At 66.1% G+C, this 25,414-nt stretch carries 19 protein-coding genes and 2 pseudogenes; 10 read left to right on the top strand and 11 right to left on the bottom strand.

Annotated elements, in window-relative coordinates; genetic code table 11:
* Positions 1-94 precede the first annotated feature (94 nt).
* Positions 95-1,519, top strand: coding sequence for a pentapeptide repeat-containing protein (locus ACTG9Q_RS28645; RefSeq protein WP_455576029.1), 1,425 nt, complete (start codon positions 95-97; stop codon positions 1,517-1,519).
* A 20-nt stretch (positions 1,520-1,539) separates the two neighbouring features.
* On the opposite strand, the gene ACTG9Q_RS28640 is transcribed toward ACTG9Q_RS28645, so the two are convergent.
* Genes ACTG9Q_RS28640 through ACTG9Q_RS28630 form a run of 3 tightly spaced genes read right to left on the bottom strand, consistent with a single transcriptional unit; the run spans position 1,540 to position 4,488 of the window.
* Positions 1,540-3,018 (bottom strand): hypothetical protein, encoded by a 1,479-nt coding sequence (locus ACTG9Q_RS28640; RefSeq protein ID WP_455576028.1) that lies wholly within the window; start codon positions 3,016-3,018, stop codon positions 1,540-1,542.
* Positions 3,019-3,022: 4 nt separating this feature from the next.
* The gene (locus ACTG9Q_RS28635) at positions 3,023-3,358 is read right to left on the bottom strand and encodes a helix-turn-helix domain-containing protein (protein WP_455576027.1); all 336 of its coding nucleotides are present in this window, start codon (positions 3,356-3,358) and stop codon (positions 3,023-3,025) included.
* Entirely contained in the window at positions 3,358-4,488 is a 1,131-nt protein-coding gene (locus ACTG9Q_RS28630; protein WP_455576026.1) for a tyrosine-type recombinase/integrase, read from the bottom strand. Before ACTG9Q_RS28630 ends, ACTG9Q_RS28635 begins: the two co-directional genes overlap by 1 nt.
* Positions 4,489-4,764: 276 nt before the next feature.
* Here ACTG9Q_RS28630 and ACTG9Q_RS28625 point away from each other — a divergent pair, with 276 nt between their 5' ends.
* Positions 4,765-5,076, top strand: a complete 312-nt coding sequence (locus tag ACTG9Q_RS28625) for a hypothetical protein (RefSeq protein ID WP_455576025.1) — start codon at positions 4,765-4,767, stop codon at positions 5,074-5,076.
* Positions 5,077-5,589: 513 nt separating this feature from the next.
* Here the strand turns inward: ACTG9Q_RS28625 and ACTG9Q_RS28620 are convergent.
* On the bottom strand, positions 5,590-5,751 hold the full coding sequence (locus ACTG9Q_RS28620; RefSeq protein ID WP_455576024.1) for a hypothetical protein: 162 nt from the start codon (positions 5,749-5,751) through the stop codon (positions 5,590-5,592).
* 11 nt (positions 5,752-5,762) lie between these two features.
* Here ACTG9Q_RS28620 and ACTG9Q_RS28615 point away from each other — a divergent pair, with 11 nt between their 5' ends.
* On the top strand, positions 5,763-6,617 hold the full coding sequence (locus ACTG9Q_RS28615) for a helix-turn-helix domain-containing protein (RefSeq protein ID WP_455576023.1): 855 nt from the start codon (positions 5,763-5,765) through the stop codon (positions 6,615-6,617).
* Between the two features lie 234 nt (positions 6,618-6,851).
* On the opposite strand, the gene ACTG9Q_RS28610 is transcribed toward ACTG9Q_RS28615, so the two are convergent.
* A complete protein-coding gene (locus ACTG9Q_RS28610; protein WP_455576022.1) occupies positions 6,852-9,422 on the bottom strand; it encodes a S8 family serine peptidase in 2,571 nt (856 codons plus the stop codon).
* Positions 9,362-9,985: a TIR domain-containing protein gene (locus ACTG9Q_RS28605; protein ID WP_455576021.1), complete on the bottom strand. Its 624-nt coding sequence runs from the start codon at positions 9,983-9,985 to the stop codon at positions 9,362-9,364. The genes ACTG9Q_RS28610 and ACTG9Q_RS28605 overlap by 61 nt, the downstream gene beginning before the upstream one ends.
* Positions 9,986-10,388: 403 nt before the next feature.
* On the opposite strand from ACTG9Q_RS28605, the gene ACTG9Q_RS28600 reads away from it, so the two are divergent.
* The 4 genes from ACTG9Q_RS28600 to ACTG9Q_RS28585 all read left to right on the top strand — a co-directional run bounded on the left by ACTG9Q_RS28600 (position 10,389) and on the right by ACTG9Q_RS28585 (position 14,770).
* Complete coding sequence (locus ACTG9Q_RS28600) at positions 10,389-11,051, top strand: helix-turn-helix domain-containing protein (RefSeq protein WP_455576020.1); 663 nt, start codon at positions 10,389-10,391, stop codon at positions 11,049-11,051.
* Complete coding sequence (locus ACTG9Q_RS28595) at positions 10,970-11,356, top strand: hypothetical protein (RefSeq protein WP_455576074.1); 387 nt, start codon at positions 10,970-10,972, stop codon at positions 11,354-11,356. Before ACTG9Q_RS28600 ends, ACTG9Q_RS28595 begins: the two co-directional genes overlap by 82 nt.
* Positions 11,357-11,449: 93 nt before the next feature.
* Positions 11,450-14,329 carry a hypothetical protein gene (locus ACTG9Q_RS28590; protein ID WP_455576019.1) on the top strand — a complete coding sequence of 960 codons (2,880 nt, stop codon included), beginning with the start codon at positions 11,450-11,452 and terminating at the stop codon, positions 14,327-14,329.
* Between the two features lie 117 nt (positions 14,330-14,446).
* A complete protein-coding gene (locus tag ACTG9Q_RS28585; RefSeq protein WP_455576018.1) occupies positions 14,447-14,770 on the top strand; it encodes a caspase family protein in 324 nt (107 codons plus the stop codon).
* 701 nt (positions 14,771-15,471) lie between these two features.
* Here ACTG9Q_RS28585 and ACTG9Q_RS28580 read toward each other — a convergent pair.
* Positions 15,472-16,110 (bottom strand): hypothetical protein, encoded by a 639-nt coding sequence (locus tag ACTG9Q_RS28580; RefSeq protein ID WP_455576017.1) that lies wholly within the window; start codon positions 16,108-16,110, stop codon positions 15,472-15,474.
* A gap of 26 nt (positions 16,111-16,136) precedes the next feature.
* Entirely contained in the window at positions 16,137-16,319 is a 183-nt protein-coding gene (locus ACTG9Q_RS28575) for an SLATT domain-containing protein (RefSeq protein ID WP_455576016.1), read from the bottom strand.
* Between the two features lie 161 nt (positions 16,320-16,480).
* On the opposite strand from ACTG9Q_RS28575, the gene ACTG9Q_RS28570 reads away from it, so the two are divergent.
* A complete protein-coding gene (locus tag ACTG9Q_RS28570) occupies positions 16,481-20,914 on the top strand; it encodes a tetratricopeptide repeat protein (protein WP_455576015.1) in 4,434 nt (1,477 codons plus the stop codon).
* A gap of 3 nt (positions 20,915-20,917) precedes the next feature.
* On the top strand, positions 20,918-22,237 hold the full coding sequence (locus ACTG9Q_RS28565; RefSeq protein ID WP_455576014.1) for an AAA family ATPase: 1,320 nt from the start codon (positions 20,918-20,920) through the stop codon (positions 22,235-22,237).
* 564 nt (positions 22,238-22,801) lie between these two features.
* Here the strand turns inward: ACTG9Q_RS28565 and ACTG9Q_RS28560 are convergent.
* Together ACTG9Q_RS28560 and ACTG9Q_RS28555 are read right to left on the bottom strand one after the other, a co-directional pair.
* Positions 22,802-23,887, bottom strand: a pseudogene (locus ACTG9Q_RS28560) (IS3 family transposase).
* Positions 23,876-24,281: pseudogene (locus ACTG9Q_RS28555) on the bottom strand (transposase); the annotation flags it as partial. The pseudogenes ACTG9Q_RS28555 and ACTG9Q_RS28560, both read right to left, overlap by 12 nt.
* Before the next feature lie 38 nt (positions 24,282-24,319).
* Here ACTG9Q_RS28555 and ACTG9Q_RS28550 point away from each other — a divergent pair.
* Positions 24,320-24,535, top strand: a complete 216-nt coding sequence (locus tag ACTG9Q_RS28550) for a hypothetical protein (RefSeq protein WP_455576013.1) — start codon at positions 24,320-24,322, stop codon at positions 24,533-24,535.
* A 351-nt stretch (positions 24,536-24,886) separates the two neighbouring features.
* Here the strand turns inward: ACTG9Q_RS28550 and ACTG9Q_RS28545 are convergent, their stop codons facing one another.
* Positions 24,887-25,309 carry a toll/interleukin-1 receptor domain-containing protein gene (locus tag ACTG9Q_RS28545; protein WP_455576012.1) on the bottom strand — a complete coding sequence of 141 codons (423 nt, stop codon included), beginning with the start codon at positions 25,307-25,309 and terminating at the stop codon, positions 24,887-24,889.
* Between the last annotated feature and the right edge of the window lie 105 nt (positions 25,310-25,414).

The following is a 25,414-nucleotide window of genomic DNA, read 5'->3' as shown; positions in this document are numbered from 1 at the left end:
TGTTCAACCGGTAGAGCCGCGTATTCGACAGTGACGAGTTCGCCAGCCAGCCAGCGGGCGGAACAGGTGCGCCGGATGCCGCGATGATCAGCAGGTGACGAGTTCTCCGGTGCCGCAGCCCTCGCGGCCTGATCCGCTGATGGCGCCGCTGTCGAAGAAGGTGATCGCCTGGGTCGCCGCAGGCATCGCCACCGCGACGCTGGCCTTGGTCGTGGTGTTGTGGTGGGCCGGAACCAACGGCCTGGACGGCGAGAAGCTGGTGACCGCCCGCTTCGACGCGCTGCGCACCGGGCTGAGCATCGGCCTCGGCGGCGGCGGACTGTTCGCCCTCTACCTGGCCTGGCGGCGCCAACACTCCACCGAGATCGGACTGGCCCAAAAGCAGCAGGACCAAGCCGACGTCGCCCGCGCCTACGAACTGCAGCGCGAGGACTCCGTCGCCCGGCGGATCACCGAGCTCTATACCAAGGCCGTCGAGCAACTCGGCTCCGACAAAGCCCCGGTGCGCCTGGGCGGGCTCTACGCCCTGGAGCGCCTGGCCCAAGACCACGCCGAGCAGCGCCAGACCATCGTCAACGTGCTCTGCGCCTACCTGCGCATGCCCTACACCCTGCCCGACGACCCACCCGACACCGACACCACCACCGACCCCGACCTCCGCAAAGAACTCACCACCGAACACCGCGACCGCACCCAGGAACGCGAAGTCCGCCTCACCGCCCAACGCATCCTCGCCCACCACCTCCAACCCGGCCCCGACACCGACAACCCCGCCACGACGTTCTGGAGCGACATCGACCTCGACCTCACCGGCGCCACTCTCATCAACTTCACCCTCACCAACTGCACCGCCCACACCGCCGATTTCGGCGAGGCCACCTTCACCGGCACCGCCAGGTTCGAAGAGGCCACCTTCACCGGCACCGCCAGGTTCGACGAGGTCACCTTCATCGGCGACGCCGGATTCGACGAGGTCACCTTCATCGGCGACGCCGGATTCGACGAGGTCACCTTCACCGGCGACGCCAGGTTCAACAAGGCCACCTTCACCGGCATCGCCTGGTTCGACGAGGCCACCTTCACCGGCATCGCCTGGTTTAACAAGGCCACCTTCACCAGCGACGCCTGGTTCAACGAGGCCACCTTCACCGGCAACGCCTGGTTCAACGAGACCACCTTCACCGGCAACGCCTGGTTCAACGAGACCACCTTCACCGGCAACGCCTGGTTCGACGAGACCACCTTCACCAGCGACACCAGATTCGACAAGGCCACCTTCACCAGCGACACCAGATTCGACAAGGCCACCTTCACCGGTAACGCCAGATTCGACGAGGCCACCTTCACCGGTAACGCCAGATTCGACGAGGCCACCTTGCCGACCACCCGCTACACGGATTACGTGACGCCGTCACCGTGGACAAACTTCCACGGCGCGCACTTCGAGCGGGCCGTACCCGCAGAGGTGGCTGGGTTCGTGTCAGGGGACGAGGCCCAAGGCGACGCCGGGAACCGGTAGAGCTGCGTGTTCGATTGCAATCAGTTGTCGCGGGCTCTGCGTGCCGTGTAGGTGGTCCAGTCGGCTCCGGCGAGTTGGGCGTGGCGTAGAGCGGTGGCGGGTGTGATGCCGAGGGCGTGGGCGAGGACTGGTGGTGGTGCTTGGCGGACGAGGGTGCGCCAGGTGGTGGTGCGCATGGCTCGGGGTGGGATGCCGAGTGTGGTGAGGGTGGTGGTGATGCGTTGGTGGCTGCGGTGTTGTCCGGCGATCTGGCCGGGGAATAGCCAGGAGGAGGTGGGGTTGGTCGCGGTGTTCATGGTGCGGCGGGTGTGCGCGCGGCGAAGGAGGGTGGCGACGGGTTCGGGGACGTCGAGCCAGCCGGTGCCGAGGCGGATCCGGACGTGGTCGGCGGTGGGGTCGAGGTCGTCGGCGCGGAGTGTGGCGATCTTGTTGATGGGTTGGCCGTAGAGGATGACCAGGCATCCGGCGACCCGGTCCTCGATGGGCAGGGTGTCGTCGAGCAGGAGCGTGCGCAGTGCGGCGACGCGGTGAGCGTTGCTGATCGGGGCGCTGGTGTCGGTGTCGGTGCGGATCACCGGGAGTTGGATGCGGCGCGGCAGGATGCGTTGTTGGCGGGTCCAGGACAGCAGGGTCAGGCTGTGGCGGGTGGTAGTGGGGCCTGCACTGAACCAGGCGTCGATGTCGTGCTGGGTGGCCTCGGGCAGGGTTCGGCCGCGGTCGGCGAGCCAGTTCAGGAACGCGATGGCGGTGGTGAGGTGTTGCTTGGCGCGTTGGAACGGGCCGTGGCCGAGTGGGTGGTCGGGGCTGCTGCGGTTGCGTAGGTGGCGCAGCAGCCGCCAGTTGACGAACTGCTCGAGGAGTCGCCGCTGCTCGGGGTCGGTGACGGTGTCGAGTGTGGTGGTGGCCCAGCGTTGGAAGTCGGCGAGTCGCCGGTCGCGCGGGGGTAGGAGGCCGTGGTGGGTCAGCAGTTCCCGAAGGTAGTCGGTGGCCCGGCCGTGGGGTAGTTGGTCGAGGGCGTCGTGGGTGCAGGGGAGGCGGCCGGTGGCCAGGTCGGTGAGCACCGGGTGGTTGCGCTGCACCCACGCGGCGCCTGATTGCGGTCGCCGCGTTGCCAGCAGCCCGGCTGCGAGCGGTCGTAGATGCGGGGCGATGGTGCCGTCGCCTGCGTCGAGGGCTCGGGTGAGGAGGTCGGCCAGGACGCACCACCAGCACGACGGTGCGCGTCCGGCGGTGACGGCCCGGCCGCAGATGTGGCAGGTGAACGCGGGCCGGATGCCGCTGCACCTGGTGCACGTGGGCTCTCCGGCCGGGTTGCGGCCGGGGAGGGAGGTGGTGGTGCCGCAGTCGGCGCAGACGCCGGTGTGCAGTCGGGCCTGCAGGTAGCAGTAGCGGCAGATCCGGCCGTCGGGCCAATGGGCGCCGGTGGGTAGGTGTTGGTGGCAGCGGGTGCAGGGCGGCCACCGGGCGGGGTCGGGTTGGTGGGTGCGGGCTCGGGCCATGGGTCTAGTCCTCGTCGAGGATGCGGGCCCGTTCGGGTCGCAGGTCCGGTTTGAGGTCCACCACGGTGGCGCTGTCGGCGGTTGCGGTGCGTCGGGTACTGGCCTCGACGTAGTGCTCGATCAGGTCGGTCGGGGTGCAGTCGAGGATGTCGCACAAGGCGATCAGCACGGTCAGCGAGAGCCGTTCGGGTTTGTCGGTGACCAGCCGGTAGACCTGCGATGGGGACAACTCGACGCCGCGCTCGCGCAGCAGCGGGATGAGTTCGGTGGTCTTCCACAGGTCCTGGGCGGCCATGAGCCTGCGCAGGTTCCAGTGGAATCCCAGCTTCCGCCGCCCCATCACCGACCACCCTGCTCGGGCGGCTGGGCGAGTGCCGCGGAGAGCGTGTGGTCGAGGGCGGCCTGCAGGGTGCGGTTGCGGAAGTCGGAGGACACCGAGGTGTAGAGGGCGGTGGTGGCGGCATGGGAGTGCCCGACCTGTTGCTGGACGAACAGCGGGTCGAACCCGCCCTCGATCAGGTGCGTGACGTAGGAGTGGCGCAGGCAGTGCAGCGACAGTTCCTGCGGCAGGTCCAGGGCGTCGCGGTAGTCGGCGAAGCGGGCGTTGATCCGCGCCAACGCGATCCGCTCCGCCCGCTCGCTCGGCCACAACGGGCCACGTCCTGTGGGGGCGCGGTCGAACAGCGGGCGGAACTCGTCGATCCACTGCCGCAGCACCGACACCGACCACGGGAAGACCGTGTGGACGCTGCGGCGTTTGGGTGGGCTGCCCTTGTTCGCCTTGCCCCACCGCACATACAGCACCCCATACTCACCAAAGCGTGGGGCGTGCGGGTTGGCGCCGAAATCGGCCAGGTCCAGCATCACCAGCTCGCGGCGGCGCAGCCCGAAGGCGTAGGCGGTCTTGAGCGCGGCGGCGTCGCGCATGCCGGTCAGCCAGCCCTTGCGGCCGTGTTCGCGGGCCTCGGTGACGCGCAGGTCGGCGTAGTCGAACAGGTCCTGCAACTCGCGCTTGGTCAACGCCCGCCGCTGCGCGCGCCCCTCGTGATCGCTGGTGTGGGCGGCGGTGTTCCACTCGAAGCAGATCTGCGCCGGATGCGTGCCGAACAACCGCTGGCACACCGCGGTCCACTCATAGCGCGGGTCGGCGGTGTAGTCGCAGAACAAGCGCACATCACCCTGATACGAGCGGATCGTCGACAACGCCCGCCGCTTACCCCGCAACTGCGCTGTGAACTCCTCAAGGTCGACCGGCCCCCACTGCCACGGCCACTCGTTGGTGAACGCCTGGAACCGGCGCACCCCCTCGACCCGGCGGGCGACCGTGGCCTGGGCGAGGTTGCGGCTGAGCTGCTGATCGGCCCACCCGTCCAGCATCGCCTCGAACACCTGCTCGTCGGGGCGCAGCAACCGCTGCCGCCCCAACACGAACAGCTCCGGCGCCGCACCCGGACCACCCCACGAACCCACCGCCACCTCCCACAGACCACTCCCGCGATGACGGGCGAATCGTGCATCCAACGCACGAAAGCCAACCGCGCCCCAGGTCATCGGCTCGCTGGCCGCTGTCACACAATCGGGCACTCCTGAATCGGAGGAGCCGCCGCGGGCACCTCACCTGCAGGACGAAGCGGAAATACCTCGACGGTGACAAGTTGTCGCGCCCAATGCAACTCAGCTCGTTCACCGGGCGATAACCCGCTATATCACCCGGTCTTAGCGGTGGGTGTCGCTAGCATGTCGATCATGACTGACATCACGGACCGGACCGAGCGCCAAACTGGTGAGAACTGGATGCACGAAACGATCGACAACTTCGAGCCTTCGTACACCGGTTACGGCGGCGCCGAGAAGGTCACAGGGTTGCCCATCGCTCAGATCACAGCGTTGCGGGCGCTCTACTACGAGACCCGCCATGGGAACGATCAGATCGCGGAGCACACGGCCGCGCTGAAGGCACACACCAAGGCACTCAACGACAACACGTCGATGATGTTCGATCTGTACGGTGCACTGCAGGCCAACTCCGACCCGCTCGGCAAGCCGAAGCCACGATAAGCACCGAGATCGTGGCTGGCCCCGGTCAGGCTGACCGGGTCGACGACGGTGGCGCACGAGTTGGTCGATCGGGCGGTGGCGAAGTTCCCGACGCTTCTCGGATTCGACGAGCGAAAGCGGTTGCTGGTGGCGGCGTGGTTATCGACTCTGCGCTCGCCCACACACCCGCCGCGGCTACTTGCAGGATGTGCGCGTGTAGTTGGCGTGGATGCAACGAGCCCGAGGTGGACGCGCTCGCGGCCCGCTGACGCCACCGACCTCAGGCCGACCGCGGGCACCGGGTGCTCTTGGCCGTCGGCCAAGGCCGGTCAGATGGTCGATCGCCGTGTCCACGCGACGGCGAACGGCACGGGGTCGCGGTCGACAAGGTCGGCAACCCAGGACACGCGATATTGGCGGAGGGAGCAAGTACTGTCACCGACCAGGCGACTTCCATGCCGCCGAAGCACGCCTTGCGGATACACGGTGGCGACGGTCGTCGTGTTGTGGCGGCGGTAGATCCTTGGGGAACGCTCAGTGAATCAGCGGGATGCCGAGGAACAGCAAGGCAGCTGCGAGAGTCACAGCAGCTACAGCAACCAGGATCGGCTGGGTCCACTCCTCGTGCTTACGGACGAAAAACAGTACCCAGGCGAAGACACAGACCAGAGCAACCAGGCGCCAGTCGATCAGCATGCGACCCCCTCATGGATGTTCTCGAACGATCGCGAACGTTCGACACTCACGCTACGCTACGGTTGCCGGGACGAGCAACACAGGAGAGTGCGATGACGGATCAGGCGCCCAACCGAGACGGATCCTGGGCCGCGTCTCGCCTCGCCCAGGAGTTGCGGGACCTATACCTCGAGCGAGGGGAACCCTCGTACCGAGAGCTCGCGCAACGCGCGGGGCGCAGCACGTCCACCATCAGTGCCGTCTTGTCCGGGAGCAGGGTCACCTCTTGGCAGGTGATCGAAAGCATCGTCCAAGCACTCGATGGAGATCCCCACCACTTCCGCAAGCTGTTCGACTTGATCCGCAGCGAGCGCCTCGGACTGGAAGACCGGGCTGACGAACTCGGTGCGGAATTGGGCGCGCCGTCGACGCAGACATTTCAGGACATGCGGACCAACGTGCACTCCGAAGGGGGTACGGTCTACATCCAGTCGGGCACGCCGCCCCGGTTCGATCCCCTGTCCCTGTTCGCCCCCGCAGACCTCGTCGCGACCTACGAATCTGCCTGTCTAGCCCACACCCAGGGCGCTCACCTGGCGGCACTCACCCTGGCTCGCTCCCTACTCGAAGCAGTCGTCGCACGCGAAACCGATGCTGGCCACACGAGCACCGGCCTGGAGGCCCTTCGCGACGAAGGCGTCATTCCCAGCTCCGTCCAGAAACAAGGCGACATAGTCTATAAGCTTGCAACACACATTCTACACGCCGAAAGGGTGGCGCATCCACACGATGCCGCCGTGGCCCTTTCGCTCGCACAGGCTTTGCTGTCCTGCGTCTATCTCGGCCCAACAGATCGTGCACGTCGAGCTGCCCGTCGACCGACCTAACACACCGAACCACCACATCCATAAGCCGTTGCCTGCCCAATTTACCATCAGACCGAAAACTGATATAGACACCCTTTAGACGTAGCGCATTGACTCCCGTTGACCAACCGCCCAGCGCCGTTCGATCCGGGAGCAGATTGAACCCGCTGGCAAGAACTAGGAATTGTCAGGAATGCGTAGCGAGTACAGTAGCCGCTCCTGATGCCCACCCACGTCGATGTGCACTTGCGACCGTCATTCATGCTCTTCTCGTTCGCGGCGCCATCCGAGGTCGCGAAGGTGGGTGTTCACTGCAGCAAGGGCAGTCGCGGCGCGAGCGGGTCGGTGCGTCGAATCGGATGGGTCTGGGGCGGCGGTCAGTTCATTAGCGATCATGCCAGCGACCACAGGGGTGGCGAACGACGTGCCAAACCATGAGGCGAAGCCGATCGTGGGGTCAGCAGGGAATGCGCTTGCCCCTGAATGCGAACTGCGTTCAGCCACGCGGGGATCTTGGGACAGCGGGATGGTGGACACAAGAGCGTTGCCTGGGGCCCAATGAGTTACCCAATCACCCTCGTTGCTGAATGCAGCGATAGTCCTGCCAGAGGCATTCAACGCGCCAACGGCGATCAAAAGCGGGTTGGCGGTGCCGGAGTCCGGTTCCTGAGCAGCGGGAAGGAACGGGCGAGCCGTGGCGTCGTTGCCCGCAGCGGCCACGACGGTCACCCCCAATTCGGTCAGTCTCCGCACCGCACCGCTAAGCAGGTACGCGGTCTGGGCGTCGTGGAACTCGGGGTAAAAGCCCAGCGACATCGATACGATGTCAACCAATTCCTCGGGCTTGCCCTCCTCCAACGCTGCGACCACGCGCAGCCTGAGCCACTCCAGAGCAAGCAGTAGTATCCGGTCAGTGGTGATACCGTCAGCGTGCATGACGCGCAGCGACAGGATGCGTGCGTCCGGGCAAGTCTGGTGGATCAGGCCGCTGGCGAACGTCCCGTGCCCCGAGTACGAATTGATCGGGTCAGCCCAGTGCTGGATGGGCTCCGCCGGTGAGGCCAGAGACGACCCGGAACTGTGTGCGGAAGCGATGGTCAGGGCACTCTCGGCATCGGCGAGAATCTGTTGGAAGTTCCAGGCCACCTCGACTACGGTCGAGTCCTCGGTGTTAGATCCGACCGGCAGCCACGGATGGGTGCCGATACCGGTGTCCAACACAGCCACCACGGGCCGTCTGCCCGCCATTAGGTCGACTCCTCGACGACGGCGCGGCCTCGTCTGGAACAGCCGCACAGGGGTTCGGATGTGAGTCGCCGACTGCGTCCCAACTGCAGGCCCGGAGCCTAGGGGCACTCCGTGACCGACAGGAAAAGCTCCGGAGGCCTGAACTCCCGGCTCGGACCCCACACCTCCAATCTTACCGATGGCAGATAGCCGCCCTGGGACCCCTGCGTGTGCCGCATGGACCAGGTGCTCCAGCCCGATCCCCGCCACGTTCTCCTCTCCTATCTTTCGGCGCAGGCGAAGCAGCACCGCCCACGGATCGGGTAGGTCGTCGAGGGTGGAGTCCTCCTGCAGCCGCAGCAGCGCAGTCACCGGCAAGTCTGCATTCAGCCTGGGCATCAGCTTTCGCCAATGCGTCGTCTCTGGCACGACCGGTTCGAGGAACACCCCGATCGGATCCAACACCTCGTTCAACCGGCTAAGCAACGGGGCGTCTCGGACGAACCGCAGCGGCAGCAGCAGTGCATCGGCACGGTACAGAGTGGAGCCTGGTCGTTCCCCCGTCGTCATCCGGGGCGCATTCGTCGTGTCAAGCTCGAGGGCGCGGTACCGTTCCAATACGGTGAGGGCGGAGGGTGAGAGCATGTCGCGCAAGGGGGCAAAGCTCTCGCCCACCAACTCCTGCCGACTGTCCTTCGCACCCATCCGATCTCGACCCGGGCCGTCAATCGCCACCTCGGGTGTGGGATCTTCTCCGTTGTGGTCGGCAACGACGGGCACGGGGGTGATGGTCAGGTCACGTGCGGCGCTCCTAGTAGGCATCGATCGCCCATTGCGGTGCTCGGCGGCGAACGTGTAACCGTTGATGTCAGCCACCAACTGGTCGGTTCCCGCGAACTCACTTGCGAGCAGCGCAGTCAACGCCCGCATGTCAGCGGACGCGATTTCCACGACCTGTTCCGGCTGTACTGTGGCATGTACCCAGGTGTGTGTCCACCGTTCGAAGGCATCGACCGCACCGCCCATAGGCAGCACCAGCAGTTGGCCGCGTCCATAGGGCAGCCGGTCCCTGCCTTCGGCAGCGACGCGCACTGCCGCGGCGTCGTCACTAGCAACCACCAGCGCATCGGGAACATGCGCGACAGCGATTCCCCGGCTCGGGTGATCCTGGGCTCCGTCCCGCACCACCACAACCTCGTACATCGCCCGCCACTCCTCGGCACACTCCTCCACGAAGTCCGCCAAACCCTGACTGTAAGCAGACGCCCAAGCATCGAAACCGTCGGGCAGAAGAGTCCAATCACCAGCCGGTACCGTGTCGACGACGTCTCCACCAACGACCGTCAAGGGAACGATCACCTCGCGTGGCGCGAGCCGGTGTGCGAGCAGATCCGCCAAACCGCGTTCTGCGGTTGGGCCGACGGAGGGGTTCCAATCGACGAGAAGAACGGCGTATCCCCATTGTACGAGAAGCGTCGCCACTGTTGCTGGCATCTCATCGAACGGGCCGCCCCGACGCTGAGCCGTGAACGTGACGATCACCGCTGGTACGCCGGAAGCACAGCGGGCGCCATCGTCACCGGCGCCGGAATCGAACACTCAGGCCAGTCTGCCTGCCACGGCGGGGCAGAGGCGAGCTGGTCTGCGAGTTCGCCCGCGATCTCCCGAACCACCTCGAAGAGATCCGCCTGCCGATGCGAACCCCGGAAGGATGGGTAGGGGTTCGATACAGCATGCACGCTGCGGCTCTGCCGCTGCTTTGCGTCCTCAGGGAAGTTGACCCCGTCTGCGTAGGTGATCGGATACACCAACTTCACCAGTCCCTCAAACGCTTGTTCCCTGGCGACCATGGTGTGCCACTCGGCAAGGCACCATGGGGACTCGAAGTATGGTGGAGACCACACGGCCACCAGCACCTTGCTGCGCGCGAGCGCCTGCTGGAGCAACGTCGGCCAATGTGAGCCGGTCTCCACGTTCAAATCGACGAACACATCCGACGATCCGATCTCGTCCGCCAAGCAGTCCTGGAGCATGCGATGGAAGTGCTCACGCACCCACTGCGCTGCATTCCCAGGCCCCGACCGGCGGTAACTGAGGAAGACGTCGTACTGATAGCCGTCGACCAACGGCAGCAGCCCTGGTAACCCACTGTGTCCCGACACAGATCAACCATCGCCAAGAATCTAGGGAGCGTTAGCTCATGGGAGTTGCCAACTTGACTCCACTCTCAACCGCCACGGGTGGGGCGCTTATACGCGGTCGGGCGGTGCTGGGCGCGGGCCTCGTTGGACCACCACCGTGCTCGACAAGCTCCCATCCGCCTCCAGATGCGCCTGCTCAGGAGAGACTGGCGTGTCCGTCCGTCCCCCTTTCACATGATTACCGCACGGAGCACGCAGAGCCGAGGCTGGAGCCAGGCCGCCCAGACCTCGGCTCGCCCTCGCCCCGGCGTCGACAGACGCTGCGGGTTGCCGTCCTCCGGCTATGCCGCGACGTCCGATCAAGCCTCGAGCGATGGAGGTCGACACGTTTGCAGTAGTTCCGTAAGCTGTTAGCTCGCTGCGGATGGTGGTGGTCTGTCCGAGCGGGGGCAGGGCCACACGCGAGCAGGTCCGGTTGAAGGCAGCGGAGTGGTTCGGCGGGACGTGCCCGTGGCGGAGATCGCCCGTCGGCTGCGGGTGTCGACCAACGCGGTCTACACGTGGCGGCGTTGATGGCGCGCCGAGGGCGAGGCCGGGTTGGCGTCGAAGGGGCCGAGCGGGTCGTCGTGCCGACTCGACCAGCGGCGGTTGGACCGGCTCGCCGAAGCCATGGATCGCGGTCCGGCCGCGTGCGGGGTTCGGCGACGATCAGCGCTGGACCCTGGCCCGGGTCTCCGACCTGATCGCTCGGCTGTTCCACACCCGCTACACGCCGCGCGGGGTATCGTATCTGTTGCACCGCATGGGATTCTCGCCGCAGGTGCCCGCGCACCGCGCTGTGGAGCGCGATGAGGATGCGGTCGTGACCTGGCGGCGGGAGACGTGGCCAGCAGGAAACGGTAGCGGCGGAGCGCGGCGCCTGGCTGTGCTTCGAGGACGAGGCCGGGCAGACACTGCGCCCGCCGAAAGCCCGCACCTGGGGGCGGCGCGGGCGGACCCCCGACCGTGGCGGTGTCGGGCAAGGGCTCGGGCCGAGTCTCGATCGCCGGACTCGTCTGTCTCCGCCCCGGGCAACGGCCCCGGTTGATCTACCGCACGGTGGTCCACCGCAGACGCAAGGGCGAGCAGCGCAGCTTCGCCGAGACCAACTACGCCGCCCTGCTCGACGCCGCCCATCAGCAGCTCGACGGACCGATCGTGCTGATCTGGGACAATCTCAACGCCCACACCAGCCACGCGATGCGCGCCCTGATCGCGACCCGGGACTGGCTGCACGTGATCCGCCGCCGGATGCATCTCCGGCGGCCGGTCGGTCGTGAGGGCCGCTACTCGATGCGGTCCCCGGCGCTGGACGCGACACTCCGGTTATGCGCCGATCCGAGTAACGCTTGAGCGGTCGAATGCGAGAACAGGGTAACCACCGGCGGCAGCGCAGGGGCGCTCCTGCCGAAGTGGGCGGGGGGCGTCGTGCTTCGCTCGAAAAGGATGTCCGACCGTCGCCGTTGGGTGAAGGCGATCGTACTGCTTCCGGTGTTGTCGGCGGTTTTCGCGCTTTCCGGCAGCAGTTCAGCGGAAGTGCGGGACGAGCAGTCGGGCGACCGGCGGTTGGTCGATCAGTTGTTGTCCGTTCGTGACATGAGCGGTTATTACCCTACCGGAAATCACCCGCTCCGCCCGGACGAGATCATCGCGGGCACCGGTTCGTACATCGAGGAGGTCCGGGACGGCTCGGTGGTCGCGGCGCACCAGCGCGTGTTCGTCTCGTTCGACGGCTCGCACACCGTCGCCATCCGACTGACCGAAGCACCGAACGGCGACCTCGCCGCCGTTCTCGGGGGCCTGCGCGACGCCGGTGGCCTGGAGGGCTTCGACGCGCCGCGGGTGCGAGTGGTCCGGGAACCGACCAATGACGGCACGGACAACCGCGCGGTGCACGCGGTGCGAGGACGTGTTCTAATCAGCGTGACGTCAATCTGGTCACGGGCGGCCGTGCGATCCGATCCGCCAGCGGTGGAATCGACGTTGCGCGCACTCGGCAACGAGCAGTACGCCAAAGTGGCGGACTCGGCGGACCTGACCCAGCAGTCGTCCATTTCCGTCCGCTCTGCCCAGGTTGAGCTCTACTTCACGGTCCTGGGTACGATCGGCAGCCTCCAACTGCTGGCCTGGTTCGCGGTGAGCTTGGCCGACCGCGGCACCCGCGAGCACTTGGCCAAGCGATTCATTCCACAACGTCCCCGTCCGGTGCGCGCGGGCGTCCGGGTCGATGATGTCTCCGCGCGAGCGCGGCAGAGAGCGAAGGCGCACCGATTCGGCGTGCTCGCGCGAGGCGCATTGTTCATCGTGGTGTTCACCGCGGCTTACCGGCTCAAGGCGGTCGAACAACTGCTCCTGTTCGCATCGGTCGGGTTGGTCGTGTCATTGGCCGGGATCGTGCGGGCCAAGCGGGGTGGCCGGTCCCGGTTCCGGGCGACTCACGGGTTCGGTTCGTCGGCGCTCGTGGTGCTCGCCGGCACGATCGGCATCGCGCTCGCCGGCCTGGGTCTGGAGCTCATCACCGTCGCCGCGGTCAGCCGACTCGGCGTGCCGGGCGGCATACCGGCTGAGGGCGTGAAGAAGCTCAGCGAACTGACCCTGTTCTCGGGCGTGCTCGTGTTCGCCTTGGCCGACGTGCCGTACCGGCTGGCCCGGCGGGTGGCCGCGCGTCAGGCACGGCGCGCGCTGGAGCGGGACGGTCGTGACGAAATCCTGCTGCTGCGGTCGTTCCTCGACGACGGCGTGACGATCCGGGCTCGGCGCACGAACCGCCAGTCGCTCCTCGAACGCCTGGCCCTGCGTCGCCGTGAGCGGTTCGAGGAGCTTATGGTGTGGTCGCTGTGGAAGTTCGGGCCGGTCGGAGCCCTGGGTGAGCCGAACACGAAGTTGCCGCCGTTGGGCGCGGCGCGCGAGTTCTTCGGGGCCGACTGGTTCGAGATCGTGGTGGAGAAGATCAGGGCCTACCGGTGCGTCGTGCTCGTCGTCGGCCGAACGAAAGGCCTCGTCGACGAAGTCGAAGCGGTGCGCCGCCAGGGAGCGCTCGGCCGGGCGATTTTCGTGCTGCCACCCGTGCCGCGTGCCGAGGCGGGCGTTCGCCTCGAGGTGCTCGCCGCCGCGCTCGGCCTGGACGCGACCGTCTTTCCGCCGCAGGACTTGCTTCATCCCGGCGTGCTCGTCCTGCGCTTCGATGGCGACGGGACGCCGCACCTCATCGTGTCGAACGGCCGCGACGACACGTCGTACCTCCTGGCGATCGAGCAGGCAGCCGTCGAGGTGTTCTCCGCTACCAGGACCCACCTCTCATCACCGGCGCCAGCGGTGTCCGCGCCGGAGCGGCTCGTGGGCGCGTCGCTCCTGCGCTCCCCATCCCCTCGGCAGGCGCGGATCGTCCGGTGGCAGCGCCGATGGATCACGTGGCCGTGGATCGCGTCAATCGTGCTGACGTTCCTCGGCAGCGTTCTGGTGGCCACTTCACCGACCACGGCGCCACTGCCTCCGATGCCGGGGACCGTCGTGGCGAGCGTGGAGCTGGACTTTACGTTGTCCGCAGCCGGAAACGAGGTCGTCGGCGTGAACCGGGCCGACCGGCAACTGCTCGCCGTGCGGGGTGACCGGTCGACCGTGCTGTACCGGTTCGCCGAGGTGCCGCACCTGCTGGCGACCTCGGGTGGCACGGTGTTCGCGACCACGTTCGGGCCGTACCAGCTCCTCGCGCTGCGCAAGATCAACGGTGACTACCGGGAGGTGTGGCGTACCGGGCTTCCGGCGAGGGCCGCCGCGGTGGAGGTCGCCGCGGGGCGGGTGGCGGTGGCGCTGCCGGGGATCGACACCGTCGTGACGGCGGACGCGGGAACTGGGTCCGGCTTTGCGTCGCTGTCCGTGCCCGGCGGCCCGTGGAGCCTGGCGGGACATCAGGATCACCTGCTGGTGGGAAGCCTGAGTGGTATGAGCGTGACCCGGGTCGACCTCGCGACGAACTCCGTCGTGGAAGTCGTGCCGACCGTTATCAGCCCCGCCGTCCTGAAGGTCGAGGGGGACGCGCTCTACGTGGGCAGTGTCGGCGACTCCGCCATCGTGAAGCTCTCGTTGTTCGACGACCGGCTGCTCGGCCGCGTGGACGTGGAGAGGTTCAACGGCGTGATGGCGCTCGGGTCGAGGCACTTGGCGGTGGGGACGTACCACCGGACCGCCAAGTTGGTCATGCTCGACCTCGCCACCCTCACGACTACGTCGACCACCGACCTCCCGTCCGAAGCGGTGGAGCTTTTCTTCGTCGAACCGGCGTACTACGTCACCGCTGGCGCACTGACCACAAGAGTCGTGGGATGACCGAATCGAAACGGCCAAGCCGACCGGAGGAGTGCGCATGTCCCAGGGCGAGAAGATCGTGATCCGCGCCGGCACCGCGGCCAACCGCGGTAGCCCACTTCGTCGAAGGGCTTTGAGATGAAACGCGCGCCACTGGTCGGCATCGACCGGTACCAGAACTTCAAGGAGCTCGGTGGGTGCGAGAACGATGCGAGAGCACTCCACCCCCTGCTGGCCCGCAACGAAGACGACAGCCCCAACTTCCACCGCAAGTCGCTGACCGGCACCGTGACCAGAGGGCTGGTCCTCGCCGACGTGCGGGCGCTGCTGGCGGAGGGCGCGGACTTGGCGCTGCTGTATTTCGCCGGCCACGACGTGCAGACCGACGGGGACATCGCGCTCGTCACCAGCGATACCCCCGGTCTCCGGTTCGGCGAAGCCCTCGAACTCATCGCGAACTAGCAGGTCAGGGAGGGTTCGGGCTGGCACCCCGCACACGCCCTCATCGCCTGCCAGCCACCTACCGGCGCACCCACGGCGTCCGCTACTTCCACGGCTGCTACTCCATCGGCGACGACCCTGCTAGGGGGCGTCACCCGCCGCCGCAAGAGCGGCGCGAACGGTCTTGCCGCTCTGAAGTCGATCAGGGCGGCAAGACCGGACGGCGCACCCATACATGATCATGGACAACCTGTCGGCAACACCACGCCCGACATCCGCACATGGACGCGGCACAACAAGGCCGAACTCTGCCTGACCCCGACCTATGCCTCTTGGGCCAACCCGATCGAGCCCCAGTCCGGACCGCTGCGGACTTTCGTCATCGCGAGCTCGAACCACCCCAACCACACAGTCCTGCCCGCGAACTCCAAGCGCACCTGGGCTGGCGCAACGCCAACGCCCGCCACCCGGACCTCCTCGCCGCCCAACGCCGCGAACGAGCACGCATCCGCAGCGAACGACACCAACGCTGGGGCCGACCACACGCGGCCTGATCAACCCGGTGAACGTTCATGGCCACCGCACTAGTGGCTGTACCGCTGCTACTCGACCCGGCAACGAAGCGTTAGCTGCCGGAGGCGTTCCTACAGCTCGATCAACCCTCGATCCCAGGCCGGTCACCAGACGCGAAGCGCATCCCGCAACCCGAAGTGCCTCGCATGTCAGCGTCTACGGCGCTGGTGATGGAAGGTGTGGACTTGGCCGATCAGGCGGTCGACCTTGGCTCGTTGCTGGGCGTGCAGCACGGTGGGTGCGCTGCGCACCTGTTCGATCAAGTGGTCGGTACCGACGTGGAGACTGTTGACCCGCAGCCGCTGGCAGGCGTCGATCTCGGCGCGCTCGTGGATAAGCACCACGGCGGTGTGCACCACTACGACCGCGTTGCGCTCGCGCAGGAACGTCTCCAGTTCTCTGGCCACGTCGGTGACCTGGCGGCCCCAGCTGCGCCCGCCCCGATCGTGCAGCACGCCGTATTCAACGAGGTTGCCGTAGCGGTCGAACTTCTCGAAGGTCCAGTCTTCGGCGTCGACGTGGACCCGCACGCCTCGGCCTTTGACCTCGATCGCCCCACACCCCGCCGGCCCGGTGGTCACCAAGTCGACCTCGCCGCGGCGGTCGGCGTAGCCGAGGAACAGCGTCCACTCATCATCGAAGCACGCCATGAGCTCCCACGCTGCGCGGTCCTCGGCCGCAGCCCGGCCTGATACCGCGCCAACTCCTGCTCCATGGCTGGATCCACCCGCGGCGCGTCCGTCCGCATCGCCGCGTCCTGGCGGCGGTGCCGCCACCATCGACGCCACTCCACCACCGTCGGGACGCCGCGCGCTCAAGGTGAGGGCCGTGCCATAGCGGCGAGGTCAATCCCGCGAGTGCCCACCTTCCATGCGACCACGCCCGTGGCCGCCGCGACGACCGCGAGGGTCAATCTGAGGCGAACCGCGTTCACGTACCGTCGTTGGCCTGCTATGGATGCGTTGTCCGCCGAGTCAAACAGTCCGGGGAGGGGCATCGTCGGTCAGTCCTCGGCCGATCACGCGCACATCCTCACTTGGCGCTCGTCCGGGTCGGTATCGCGCCAGACTGTAGTGACCGCACTCTCCATGATCCAGGTCCTCAGTCGCGGTGACCATCGCAAGTAACAGAGCGGGCACGGGCACCGATAATGAACTGATGAGCTACGAACCCGGGCGAGTGTCCAACGCCGTGACGGTGTCCGGCTCCATCACTGGTCCGGTCATCCAGGCAGGTGGCTCGGTACGCATACGCGTGAGCGGAGCACCGGGGCGATTGCCTTACCGGTTCGGGATGATGCCGCCACTTGCGCGTGTATTTCAGGATCGAGCGTATTTCGCCGCGCCCCTAGCCGACGACGGTGTGCACACGACGATCTTGACCGGTATGGCGGGGGTCGGCAAGACTCAGGCTGTCGTCGCTGAGAGCAACCGCGCGTGGGAGGCGGCCGAGCTCGACCTGTTGGCGTGGATCGACGCCACGTCGCGTGAGTCGATCACCACGGCGTACGCAGCGCTGATTGCTGACCTAACCGGAGCATCCGACTCCGACCCAGAGGTAGGCGCTCGGCGTCTAATGGATTGGCTGACCGTGACATCGGCCCGCTGGCTGGTGGTCTTGGACGGCATCCAGGAGCCGAAGGACCTGTGGTCCCTGTGGCCGCCCGTCGGTCAATCCAGTCGGGTATTGGCGACTACGCGACGTCGCGATGCGGGGCTATCCGGCCATCGACGACGACGCCTCACTGTGGATCCGTTCAGTCCGGCGGAGGCGCGGTCGCACCTCCACGCCGTACTGGTCGACACGCCGGAACTGCTCAATGGCGCCGAACAACTAGCTCACGACCTCGGGCACCTTCCACTGGCACTGTCGCTGGCCGGAGCGTACCTGCGGGAGCGCCGCATTTCCTGCGCCGAGTACAGCGAGCGGCTCGCTGACGCAGGGCCTCAGCGAGCTATGCGAGAAGATTGGACATTCGGTGCTTCAATCGTGTCCCTGTCATTGGAACAGGTCGACTGCATGCCCCCGGTCGGGGTCGCCCGGCTCCTGCTGGAGATCGCCAGTCCGCTAGCTGCGAGCGGCATCCCGCTCGACCTCTTCGAGACACCGTCTGTCCTCGAACTCCTCGCAGAACGGACCGGGCGCGCAGTCACTGGGGGCGAAGTAAGGCTGGGCCTTGCCGGGCTGCAGCTGCTGAACCTGATTGATACGAACCAGGGCAGCTTTATCCCGCTTATGCGAGTGCACCCGCTGGTGCAACGCGCCACCTGGGACAGCTTGTCCGAGCCGGAAGCGGCCCGGTTGGCGCGCTCAGCAGCAGACGGATTGGTGGAGCTTTGGTCGGATGTCAATCAGGACTCATCTGTCGACTCAGTGTTACGCGCCAATGTCACCCGGCTAGCCCATTTCGCTGACAACGAGCTGTGGCGGGATAAAGTCCATCCGGTGCTGGTGTTGGCTGGACGTAGCCTGGGGACGAGCTGGCGCGCCGCTGATGCGGCCGCCTACTTCAGCAAGTTATCCGACACCGCCATCGACCGCCTAGGGGTCTACCACCCCAGTACACGGGCAACTCGAATGGAGTGCGCAAACTGGCGCGGTGAAGCAGGTGACATCGCCGGTGCGCTCAGTGAGTGCGGGCGGGTGCTCGATGACGCCAGCCGGGTCCTGTACCCCGATGACCCAGCCATCCTCGCTATCCGCACTACCATCGCCCACTGGCGGGGCGAAGCGGGTGACTACTCGGCCGCGGTGGCCGAACTCGAGGCGATCCTCCGAGACCGGACGCGGTTACTGGGCCCTGACCACGCCGAAAACCTCGTCACCCGGAGTAACCTGGCCCAATGGCGCGGCGCCACGGGCGACATCATCGGTGCGCTCAACGATTTCGAACGTTTATTGGATGACTCCACGCGAATCCTCGGTGCGCAGCACCCTGACACTTTCGTCGCCCGGAACAATTTGGCTCAGTGGCGCGGTGAAGCCGGTGATCCAGAAGCAGCGGTCTCGACGCTCGACGGGTTGCTTGTCGATCGGATACGAGTGCTCGGCCCAGACCATCCCGACACCCTTATCACACGGCACAACCTGGCGTCATGGCGCGGTAGAGCGGGTGATCCCAAGCGTGCCGTCGCGGAGTTGGAAGAGCTGCTCAATGATCAGGTACGAGTTCTGGGACCGGACCACCCCGGCACCGACGCCACTCGTGCCAGTTTTGCTCAATGGCTAGCGAATCTGGGCGACCCGCGTCGTGCCGCCAGCGAACTCCAACGGCTACTCGATGGGCAGTCCCGTGCCTCAGATGCGAGTCACCCCGCCACGCTGGTGATTCAAAGCAGCCTTGCTGCGATCTACCGCCAGCTTGGTTCTTACGAGCAGGCACAGAGGCTAGATGCGAAAGTTCTTGATCGTCGCAGGCAGCGATTGGGACCTGACCATCCTGACACGCTTCTCTCCGCGACCAACCTTGCCATCGACCTTCGCCACCTCGGCGACAATGAAAAGGCTCTGGAGTTGGATGCGGAAGTTCTTGATCGTCGCAGGCAGCGATTGGGACCTGACCATCCTGACACGCTTCTCTCCGCGACCAACCTTGCCATCGACCTTCGCCACCTCGGCGACAATGAAAAGGCCCTGGAGATTGAGCGCGAAACCGTCCGTCAGCGGCAGCGCCTGCGTCCCAACCACCCCGACACCCGACGATCGGAGCGGAGCGTCCTCCGTCAGGAAACGCTTGGACCCTCCAAGGTCTTCGTTTCTCACACGTCGCACGACCCGCTCGCTATCGGGTTGATCATCGACGCCCTCCAGCTCAACGGCATGATCGTGCGTACCGTGCACACCTCAAGTACGCCGGGCGCGCGTTGGCAGGAAATGATCGAGCGAGAACTGGGCTCGAACGACGTCGTTCTTGTCGTTCTCACCGAGGCTGGGGTGTCCAAGCAACAGCGATATGAGATCAAATCGGCGCTGCGCCAGGACGCGCTCTTGATCCCCCTTCTAATCGGCTTGGGGCCGTTCGCCGGGCAAGGCGGGTTGCCCCTTGAGATCAGTGCTAGGCAGAGCATACGGCTTGATGGGACAGGGCCAGAACATCTCGATTTCCTCGCGGGCCAAGTCTTTCGGGCAGTCCGCGCACGCCGCACGCTGGTGACAAAAGCCATCGAGCTGACCGTGCCGGAGGGGGATGCCGCCATGGTGCGGAACGCGTTCGCGGCGGCAGATCGGCCGCTGCGGGTGGATCACAGCATGCCGGGCCTGCTCTGGCCCGGTCCGGTGTGGGTCGCTGAGGAGCCGAGCCCGGCCGAGCTGGAGCGATTCGCGGTGCACCTCTCGCACGGACAGCTCGGATACCTGGTCCACGCAACCGAATTGCGGCCCGACGCATTGGCGGCGGTGGACGAGATGCGATTGAGCGGCACCCCGGTGCTCACGATCAGCGCACGGTCGCTGCGCGCGGCGCACGCAGACCAGCGGGTCGCCGGGTTTCTCGCAGAGCTTGAACGCGACCACGGCAACCGCGACAACCTATTCGATACCAAGAACGCGCTTATCGATGAACGGTTCTTGTTCGGTCGCGATCTGATGCTCAACACAATTGGCAGCGCGTTGCGGCGCGGCGAGAGTATCCTACTCACTGGCTTGCGCAAGGTGGGCAAAACCAGCCTGCTTAACATCCTGCGACAGCGTCTGACTGATCGGCCGGTATGCAAGGTCGATCTCCAGCGGTTCGACCGGCACCGTGAAGACTGGCCCAGCGGCTTGTTCACGCTCATGGTGAGGGCGTTCGATAACTGGGGAATGGCCGAGCACAAGAAGTGGCCATTCACACCCTCATCGCCCGTCACCGCGACGGAGCTCGAAGCTGCGCTGGAGAGTAGGAGGGAATACCTAAGGTCGGAGGGCAATCCGGCCAACAGCATGGTGGTCATGCTCGACGAGCTGGAAAGGATCTTTCCCGCGCCCGGTGAAGAACAAGCGGCCCGGCATTGGATCCGCGGCAGCGGGGCGCTGCGCGCTCTGGCCCAAGGCGACCTGCGGCAGGTCGTGGTCGTCGGCGCGGACCTGCGGCCCGACGTCAACCGCTCCAACGACCTCGGTTCAGCGGGCACCAACCCGTTCTTCGCATTCTTCCAGGAGACTCCGCTGACGCTGCTAGATCGCAATGCGGTTGACCGGATGATCCGCGAAATTGGGCAGGCGATGGCTATCGAGCATGTCTCAGGGGACGTCGTCCGCGAACTGTTCGAGCTGACCGGCGGGCATCCGTCGCTGATCCGTACTATCGCGGCAGAGATCAGCCGTGGGCGTGCGGACCGACACGCCATGACCGGGCCCGACCTAGTCGCTGGCGTCGACCGCCTGCACGACGACGACGCAATCGGCTACTTCGTCCGCAACAACCTCTGGCAGCTCATGACCGCCGCCGAACAAGCCGTGGTGCGGTGTTTGGCGCTCGATCGTCCCATTCCAAAGTACCTTCCGAAACCCGCGGTACGGGAAGCCCGCTCGGCGCTGCGCGCGCAGGGTCTGATCGACGACACCGTCCAGATCGGGCTGTTCCGCACCTGGCTAAGGGACGAGGAGAGCTGACCGGTGCCCAACCCCTTTCATACCGGGGACCTGTTCGTCGGACGGGACGAGGTGCTGTCCCGGTTGGCGGCCCGGTTGGGGCAAGGGATGTCGGCGCTGCTAATCGGCGGGCGCCGCGCGGGCAAGACGACGCTGGTCCGCAAACTCACAGCGGAGATGCTCGGCCGTGCGCTCGTGCGCACGGATGTCAGCGGCTGGGATCTGACATCTGAGCAGGCGGCGTTCGGCGCGCTCTTAGGGGCGGTGTCGGGCGAACAGGAAACCACGCACAGCCACGCAACCCGGCACGACGTGGCAGTCGCGCTGCGCAGTGTGGCTCCGCTCGCCCTGGTGATCGACGAGGCCGACAAAGTTCTGCTCGCTCAGTGGGGACCGAGCTTCTTCTCCTATCTTCGCTGGCTGGACGACACGCATTTACGCCATGACATCGGCATCCTGTTGGCAGGCGGGCCGGTGCTCGCCTCGTTTCGAGACCCGGACGACAAGGGCTCACCGCCGCTGAACACCGCCGACCAGCAACACGTCGACCCGCTGGACCGTGCCGCGGTCAAACTGCTGGCCGCCCACGTACCCAGTGCCGATGTCGACGAGTTGGTCGAGCACTGCGGTGGTCACGCCTGGCTGACCACACAACTCCTAGCAGCTCTGTATGAGGGAACGCCACTCGACGACGCGCTGGACGAGGTCTTCGACCAGGCCGTGAAGACCTTCCAGGTGTGGGAGCGGCAGCTCGGCAACAGTGGACGAGCTCTCCTGCACCGCTTGCCCGCCGACGGCCTCACCCGAGCCCAACTGCGCTCGCAGCCTTGGTCCAAGCACCGCGAGGCCGCGCGCGTGGGACGCAGTATCGGCGTGCTGCGAGTCGAGGACGGGTGCGTCCGACTGGGACCGAAGCTGTTCACTGAGTGGTTGCTCGATCGTGACGCCAACGAGCTGCATTGGGATCTGGCGATTTCCTACGCCACGGAGGACGAGCCGTTAGCCAGGCAGATCCACCGAGCGCTGCGCGATGAGTTCAACGTCTTCTACGCCCCAGAGCAGGACGCGCCGCTCTGGGGAAGCAACCTCAATAGGGTGCTTCCCAACACCTATGGCGTCTGTAGCCGCTACGTGCTGGTGATCAGCACAGAAGTATACGCGACCAAGCACTGGACGCGGATCGAGTACGACGCAGTAGCGAGCGAGGCACCCGACCGAATTCTCCTACTTGACTGCGGAAAGCTACCTGCCGATATTCCTAATGGGCTAGTCTATCGGGGAAGTACACCTGCGGAGCTGGTAGGTCTCGTTGACGCACTGCGCGCGAGAGTCGCAGCCCGTTAAGCGATATTTACTTGGAAAGGTAAGACAATCCCGGCAGAATTAAAGCGGTTGTGATCAGATGCAAGCGCTGACGTCGTCGCTGTCGTTGGAGGCGTTCGGGGTGAAGCGCGGTGGTGCGCTTGCCGCCGCGCGCCCGGTGCCCGGTGCCGTCGAAGAAGGGAGGTTGAGGGCTGTCGACGAGCACGCTATCGCCCTGCCGCCGCTACTACTGCTGGTCGACCAACTCGAACAGGTGTGGACCGGCGAAGCCGACAGCGAGGCACTCATCACCGGGCTGCTGCTGGCAGGCAAACACGCCGCCCTGACTTACCACCGCAGGGTCCGCAGCGTCCTTTCCTCTGCTCGGACATCTACGACTCCCTGGGATTCGACGACGTCGACAAGTTCCACAGCGACGAGATCCGGCTGGAGTGGACTTGGGCGCAGCTGCCCCAACTTGCCGTCGCCAGGGCGAGCGCGGCCCTGGACTACGACTGAACCCCGACGAACTGTGGACCGAGGTGTTCCCCAACCGTGTCGCGGGTGACGGGACCCGATAGTTGGGCTAGGGCTTGTGAGAGCTGGTTATCGGTGGGTGCAGATGGCAGTGTAGCCGGCGGGGGTCTGAGAGCCCAGCGCCGAATGCCGTCGGAGTTGTTTGTATTCGGTCTTCCAGTCGGTGATCACGACCCTGGCCTGGGTCAATGATTAGAACTGGGGCAGGTTGAGGCATTCGTCGCGGACCGGCCGTTGAACGACTCGATGTAGCCGTTGCGCCACGGTCGGTCTGGTGGGATGAACGCCAAGCCGACTCATTCACCGGCCCAGTCCCGCGTCGTCGCGCAGGCCAGTTCGGGCCGTTGTCGCTGCGCAACACCGCAGGGTATCCGCGGTCCACTGCGATCCGGCCCAGCTAGTCGGCCAATCGGTCTGCGGTGATCGACCGTTCGACCAGTCCGCTGAGACATTCGCGGGTGTTCATCACACGATGGATACGATCTTGACCGGTCGACCGTCGGTGGGGGCGACGAACTGGAAGTCCACCGCCCAGACCCGGTTCGGCGCGTCCGCCGTGACCGGCAGCTCGGCGGTGGACACGCCCAGGTGCTTGCGGCGGCGCCGTTGCGGTACCCGCAGGCCCCCTCCCTCCACAGTCGCTGGACCTTCTTGTGGTTGATGTTCCAGCCCTCGCCGCGGGCGTCGTGGTAGGCCCCGCCGAATACCCCACCGCGGATGCGCCTCCGCATAAGCGCGCAGCTACGCCCGCAGCGCCGCGTCGAGGTCGACCGGTGTCTGTGCCGCGGGCAGGCGCCGCTGGGGGCACGGTGTTGCCCGGCGACCTGGCAGGTGAACCGCTCGCTGACCCGCAGGATTTTCATCAGATGATGCACCGCAGCCCGCCGCTGCTGCGGGCTCAGAAATTCCCTTGGCGACCTCCTTGAGCGCGGCCTTCTCCAGCTGGGCGTCGACCAACAGTCGCTTGAGCGTCGCGTTCTCCCGTTCCAAGTCCTTCAACCGTTTGGCGTCGTCGACTTTCAACCCTCCGACCTGGTTGCGCCACCGGTAATAGGTGGCCTCAGTGACCTACAACTCCCGACACACATCGCCACGTTCCGGCCCCTGAGCCAGGAGTTGATCAGCCTGGATCAGCTTCCGACAAAGGGTAGGCAGCCAGTAGTCGGTGGACTCGGCCGCGCCGGTGGGCCATTCCGCGAGCAGCCAGCACTGCGGAAGGCTGCTGTCTGGGTTGCGCGGGATGTGCCGGTAGGCCGGGCGGACCTGCGGCGCGAGGAACCACGACCGCATGCGTCCGGTCGGGCTGGCTGGACTCTTGTGGGAGCCGTGGCGCCAGACCACGAACTTCCCCGCTGACCGACCGCGGCCATCACCAGCGTCTTCAGAACGATCGGTGGGTCGGGGTAGCGGGGTTCGGGCTGACGGCTGATTCCGCCGTAGGCGTACGACCGGCGACGCTGGCGGGGTGGGCGGTGGCGATCGGAGTGGCCGCCACCGCGTAGGTCAGGCCGCGGTCGGTGAGTCCCTGGCGGAAGCCTGCAGCTGCACCCCGCCTCGATCGCTTCGGGACCGGACAGCAGCGACGCGGTGAAGAAGATCCTCGGCTCCGTCAGTGACGTCGCGCTCGGGGTCAACGAGCTGCACAACCTCACCGGCACAGGGACACGGACCCGCGCCCGCCGGGTCGGCCGCCGTCCCGCCATGTCCAACTCGCCGTCGATGCCGTCCTCACCTGGTGCCAACTCATGCTCGACACCCCTGATCGACCCCAATGCGCCCTGGCGCTCCCGCCCACCCTCTTGACGCAAGCCTATGCTCGGGACTTCGGGACATCCGTGCACACGACCTCGGACATCGAGAGACACGGCATGCGATACAAACCCACCTGGGCAAACGCTGCTCGATCCGGTGTCTCGGAGACCTTCGTTTGTCGACACTGCTGCTGAGCAGGGCTGTCAACGTCCAAAGTTGTCCGCGCGGGCGCGGGGAGATTAAGCGTGTCCGTCCTCGCAGGCGGCGACCGCGCTCGCCAACTACCGACGATGAGCCCGCCGACCCCCGAGGGTGGGCGTGGCCCAGGACCTAAGCGTCTACTCGGTCGCCCGCCAGTGGGTGGCCGGGACGCACTCCACTCTCGAGATTCGCGAAGAGGTTCTACAAGGCGACGAGTTCAGCGATCTTCTTAGCGATGTCTTCTAGCGAGTCCTCGTCAGTGCTGAGACCGTTACGGGAGCCGAGGAGCGGGCTGATCGCCCGAATTTCGTCGTAGCTCACCCCGTGCGCGACGGGGATCAGCAGGTCGCGAGCCAGCAGCTCGGAGAGTTCCTTTTCGGACACACCACCGTTTTCGATGCGCTTGAGGAAGGCGGGCGTGATGAGGACGAGACCGATGCGCGTCTTGGCCAAGCCCTTGTCAATCTCCCGCATGAACGGCAGGCCGAGGATGATGTCCCGCTCGCTGAACCAGACCGACACGTCGTGGGCTTCGAGGAGGTCGTGTAGTTCAGTCGCGGTCTCTCGCCGGTCGTCCCAGGCATGGCAGAGGAACAGGTCGTAGGACTCGGCCCGTGGTCCCACCGCTTCAACCTTCTGACGGTAGCGATCCAGTGCCGCGACTTCGTCAGAGCTGTAGGTGACGGGAGAGTTGGCCGGCGACCAACGCGGACGAGTCGATCGGCCAGC

This window comes from Actinokineospora lacus, from assembly GCF_053813445.1.
This window is presented reverse-complemented; position numbering and strand designations above follow the sequence as displayed.

Excerpts from the sequence above, each read along its gene's own strand:
- ACTG9Q_RS28640 (WP_455576028.1), bottom strand. The coding sequence starts at position 3,018 with ATGGCCCGAGCCCGCACCCACCAACCCGACCCCGCCCGGTGGCCGCCC.
- ACTG9Q_RS28635 (WP_455576027.1), bottom strand. The coding sequence starts at position 3,358 with ATGGGGCGGCGGAAGCTGGGATTCCACTGGAACCTGCGCAGGCTCATG.
- ACTG9Q_RS28625 (WP_455576025.1), top strand. The coding sequence starts at position 4,765 with ATGACTGACATCACGGACCGGACCGAGCGCCAAACTGGTGAGAACTGG.
- ACTG9Q_RS28620 (WP_455576024.1), bottom strand. The coding sequence starts at position 5,751 with ATGCTGATCGACTGGCGCCTGGTTGCTCTGGTCTGTGTCTTCGCCTGG.
- ACTG9Q_RS28615 (WP_455576023.1), top strand. The coding sequence starts at position 5,763 with ATGGATGTTCTCGAACGATCGCGAACGTTCGACACTCACGCTACGCTA.
- ACTG9Q_RS28600 (WP_455576020.1), top strand. The coding sequence starts at position 10,389 with ATGGTGGTGGTCTGTCCGAGCGGGGGCAGGGCCACACGCGAGCAGGTC.
- ACTG9Q_RS28590 (WP_455576019.1), top strand. The coding sequence starts at position 11,450 with ATGTCCGACCGTCGCCGTTGGGTGAAGGCGATCGTACTGCTTCCGGTG.
- ACTG9Q_RS28585 (WP_455576018.1), top strand. The coding sequence starts at position 14,447 with ATGAAACGCGCGCCACTGGTCGGCATCGACCGGTACCAGAACTTCAAG.
- ACTG9Q_RS28575 (WP_455576016.1), bottom strand. The coding sequence starts at position 16,319 with ATGCCCCTCCCCGGACTGTTTGACTCGGCGGACAACGCATCCATAGCA.
- ACTG9Q_RS28570 (WP_455576015.1), top strand. The coding sequence starts at position 16,481 with ATGAGCTACGAACCCGGGCGAGTGTCCAACGCCGTGACGGTGTCCGGC.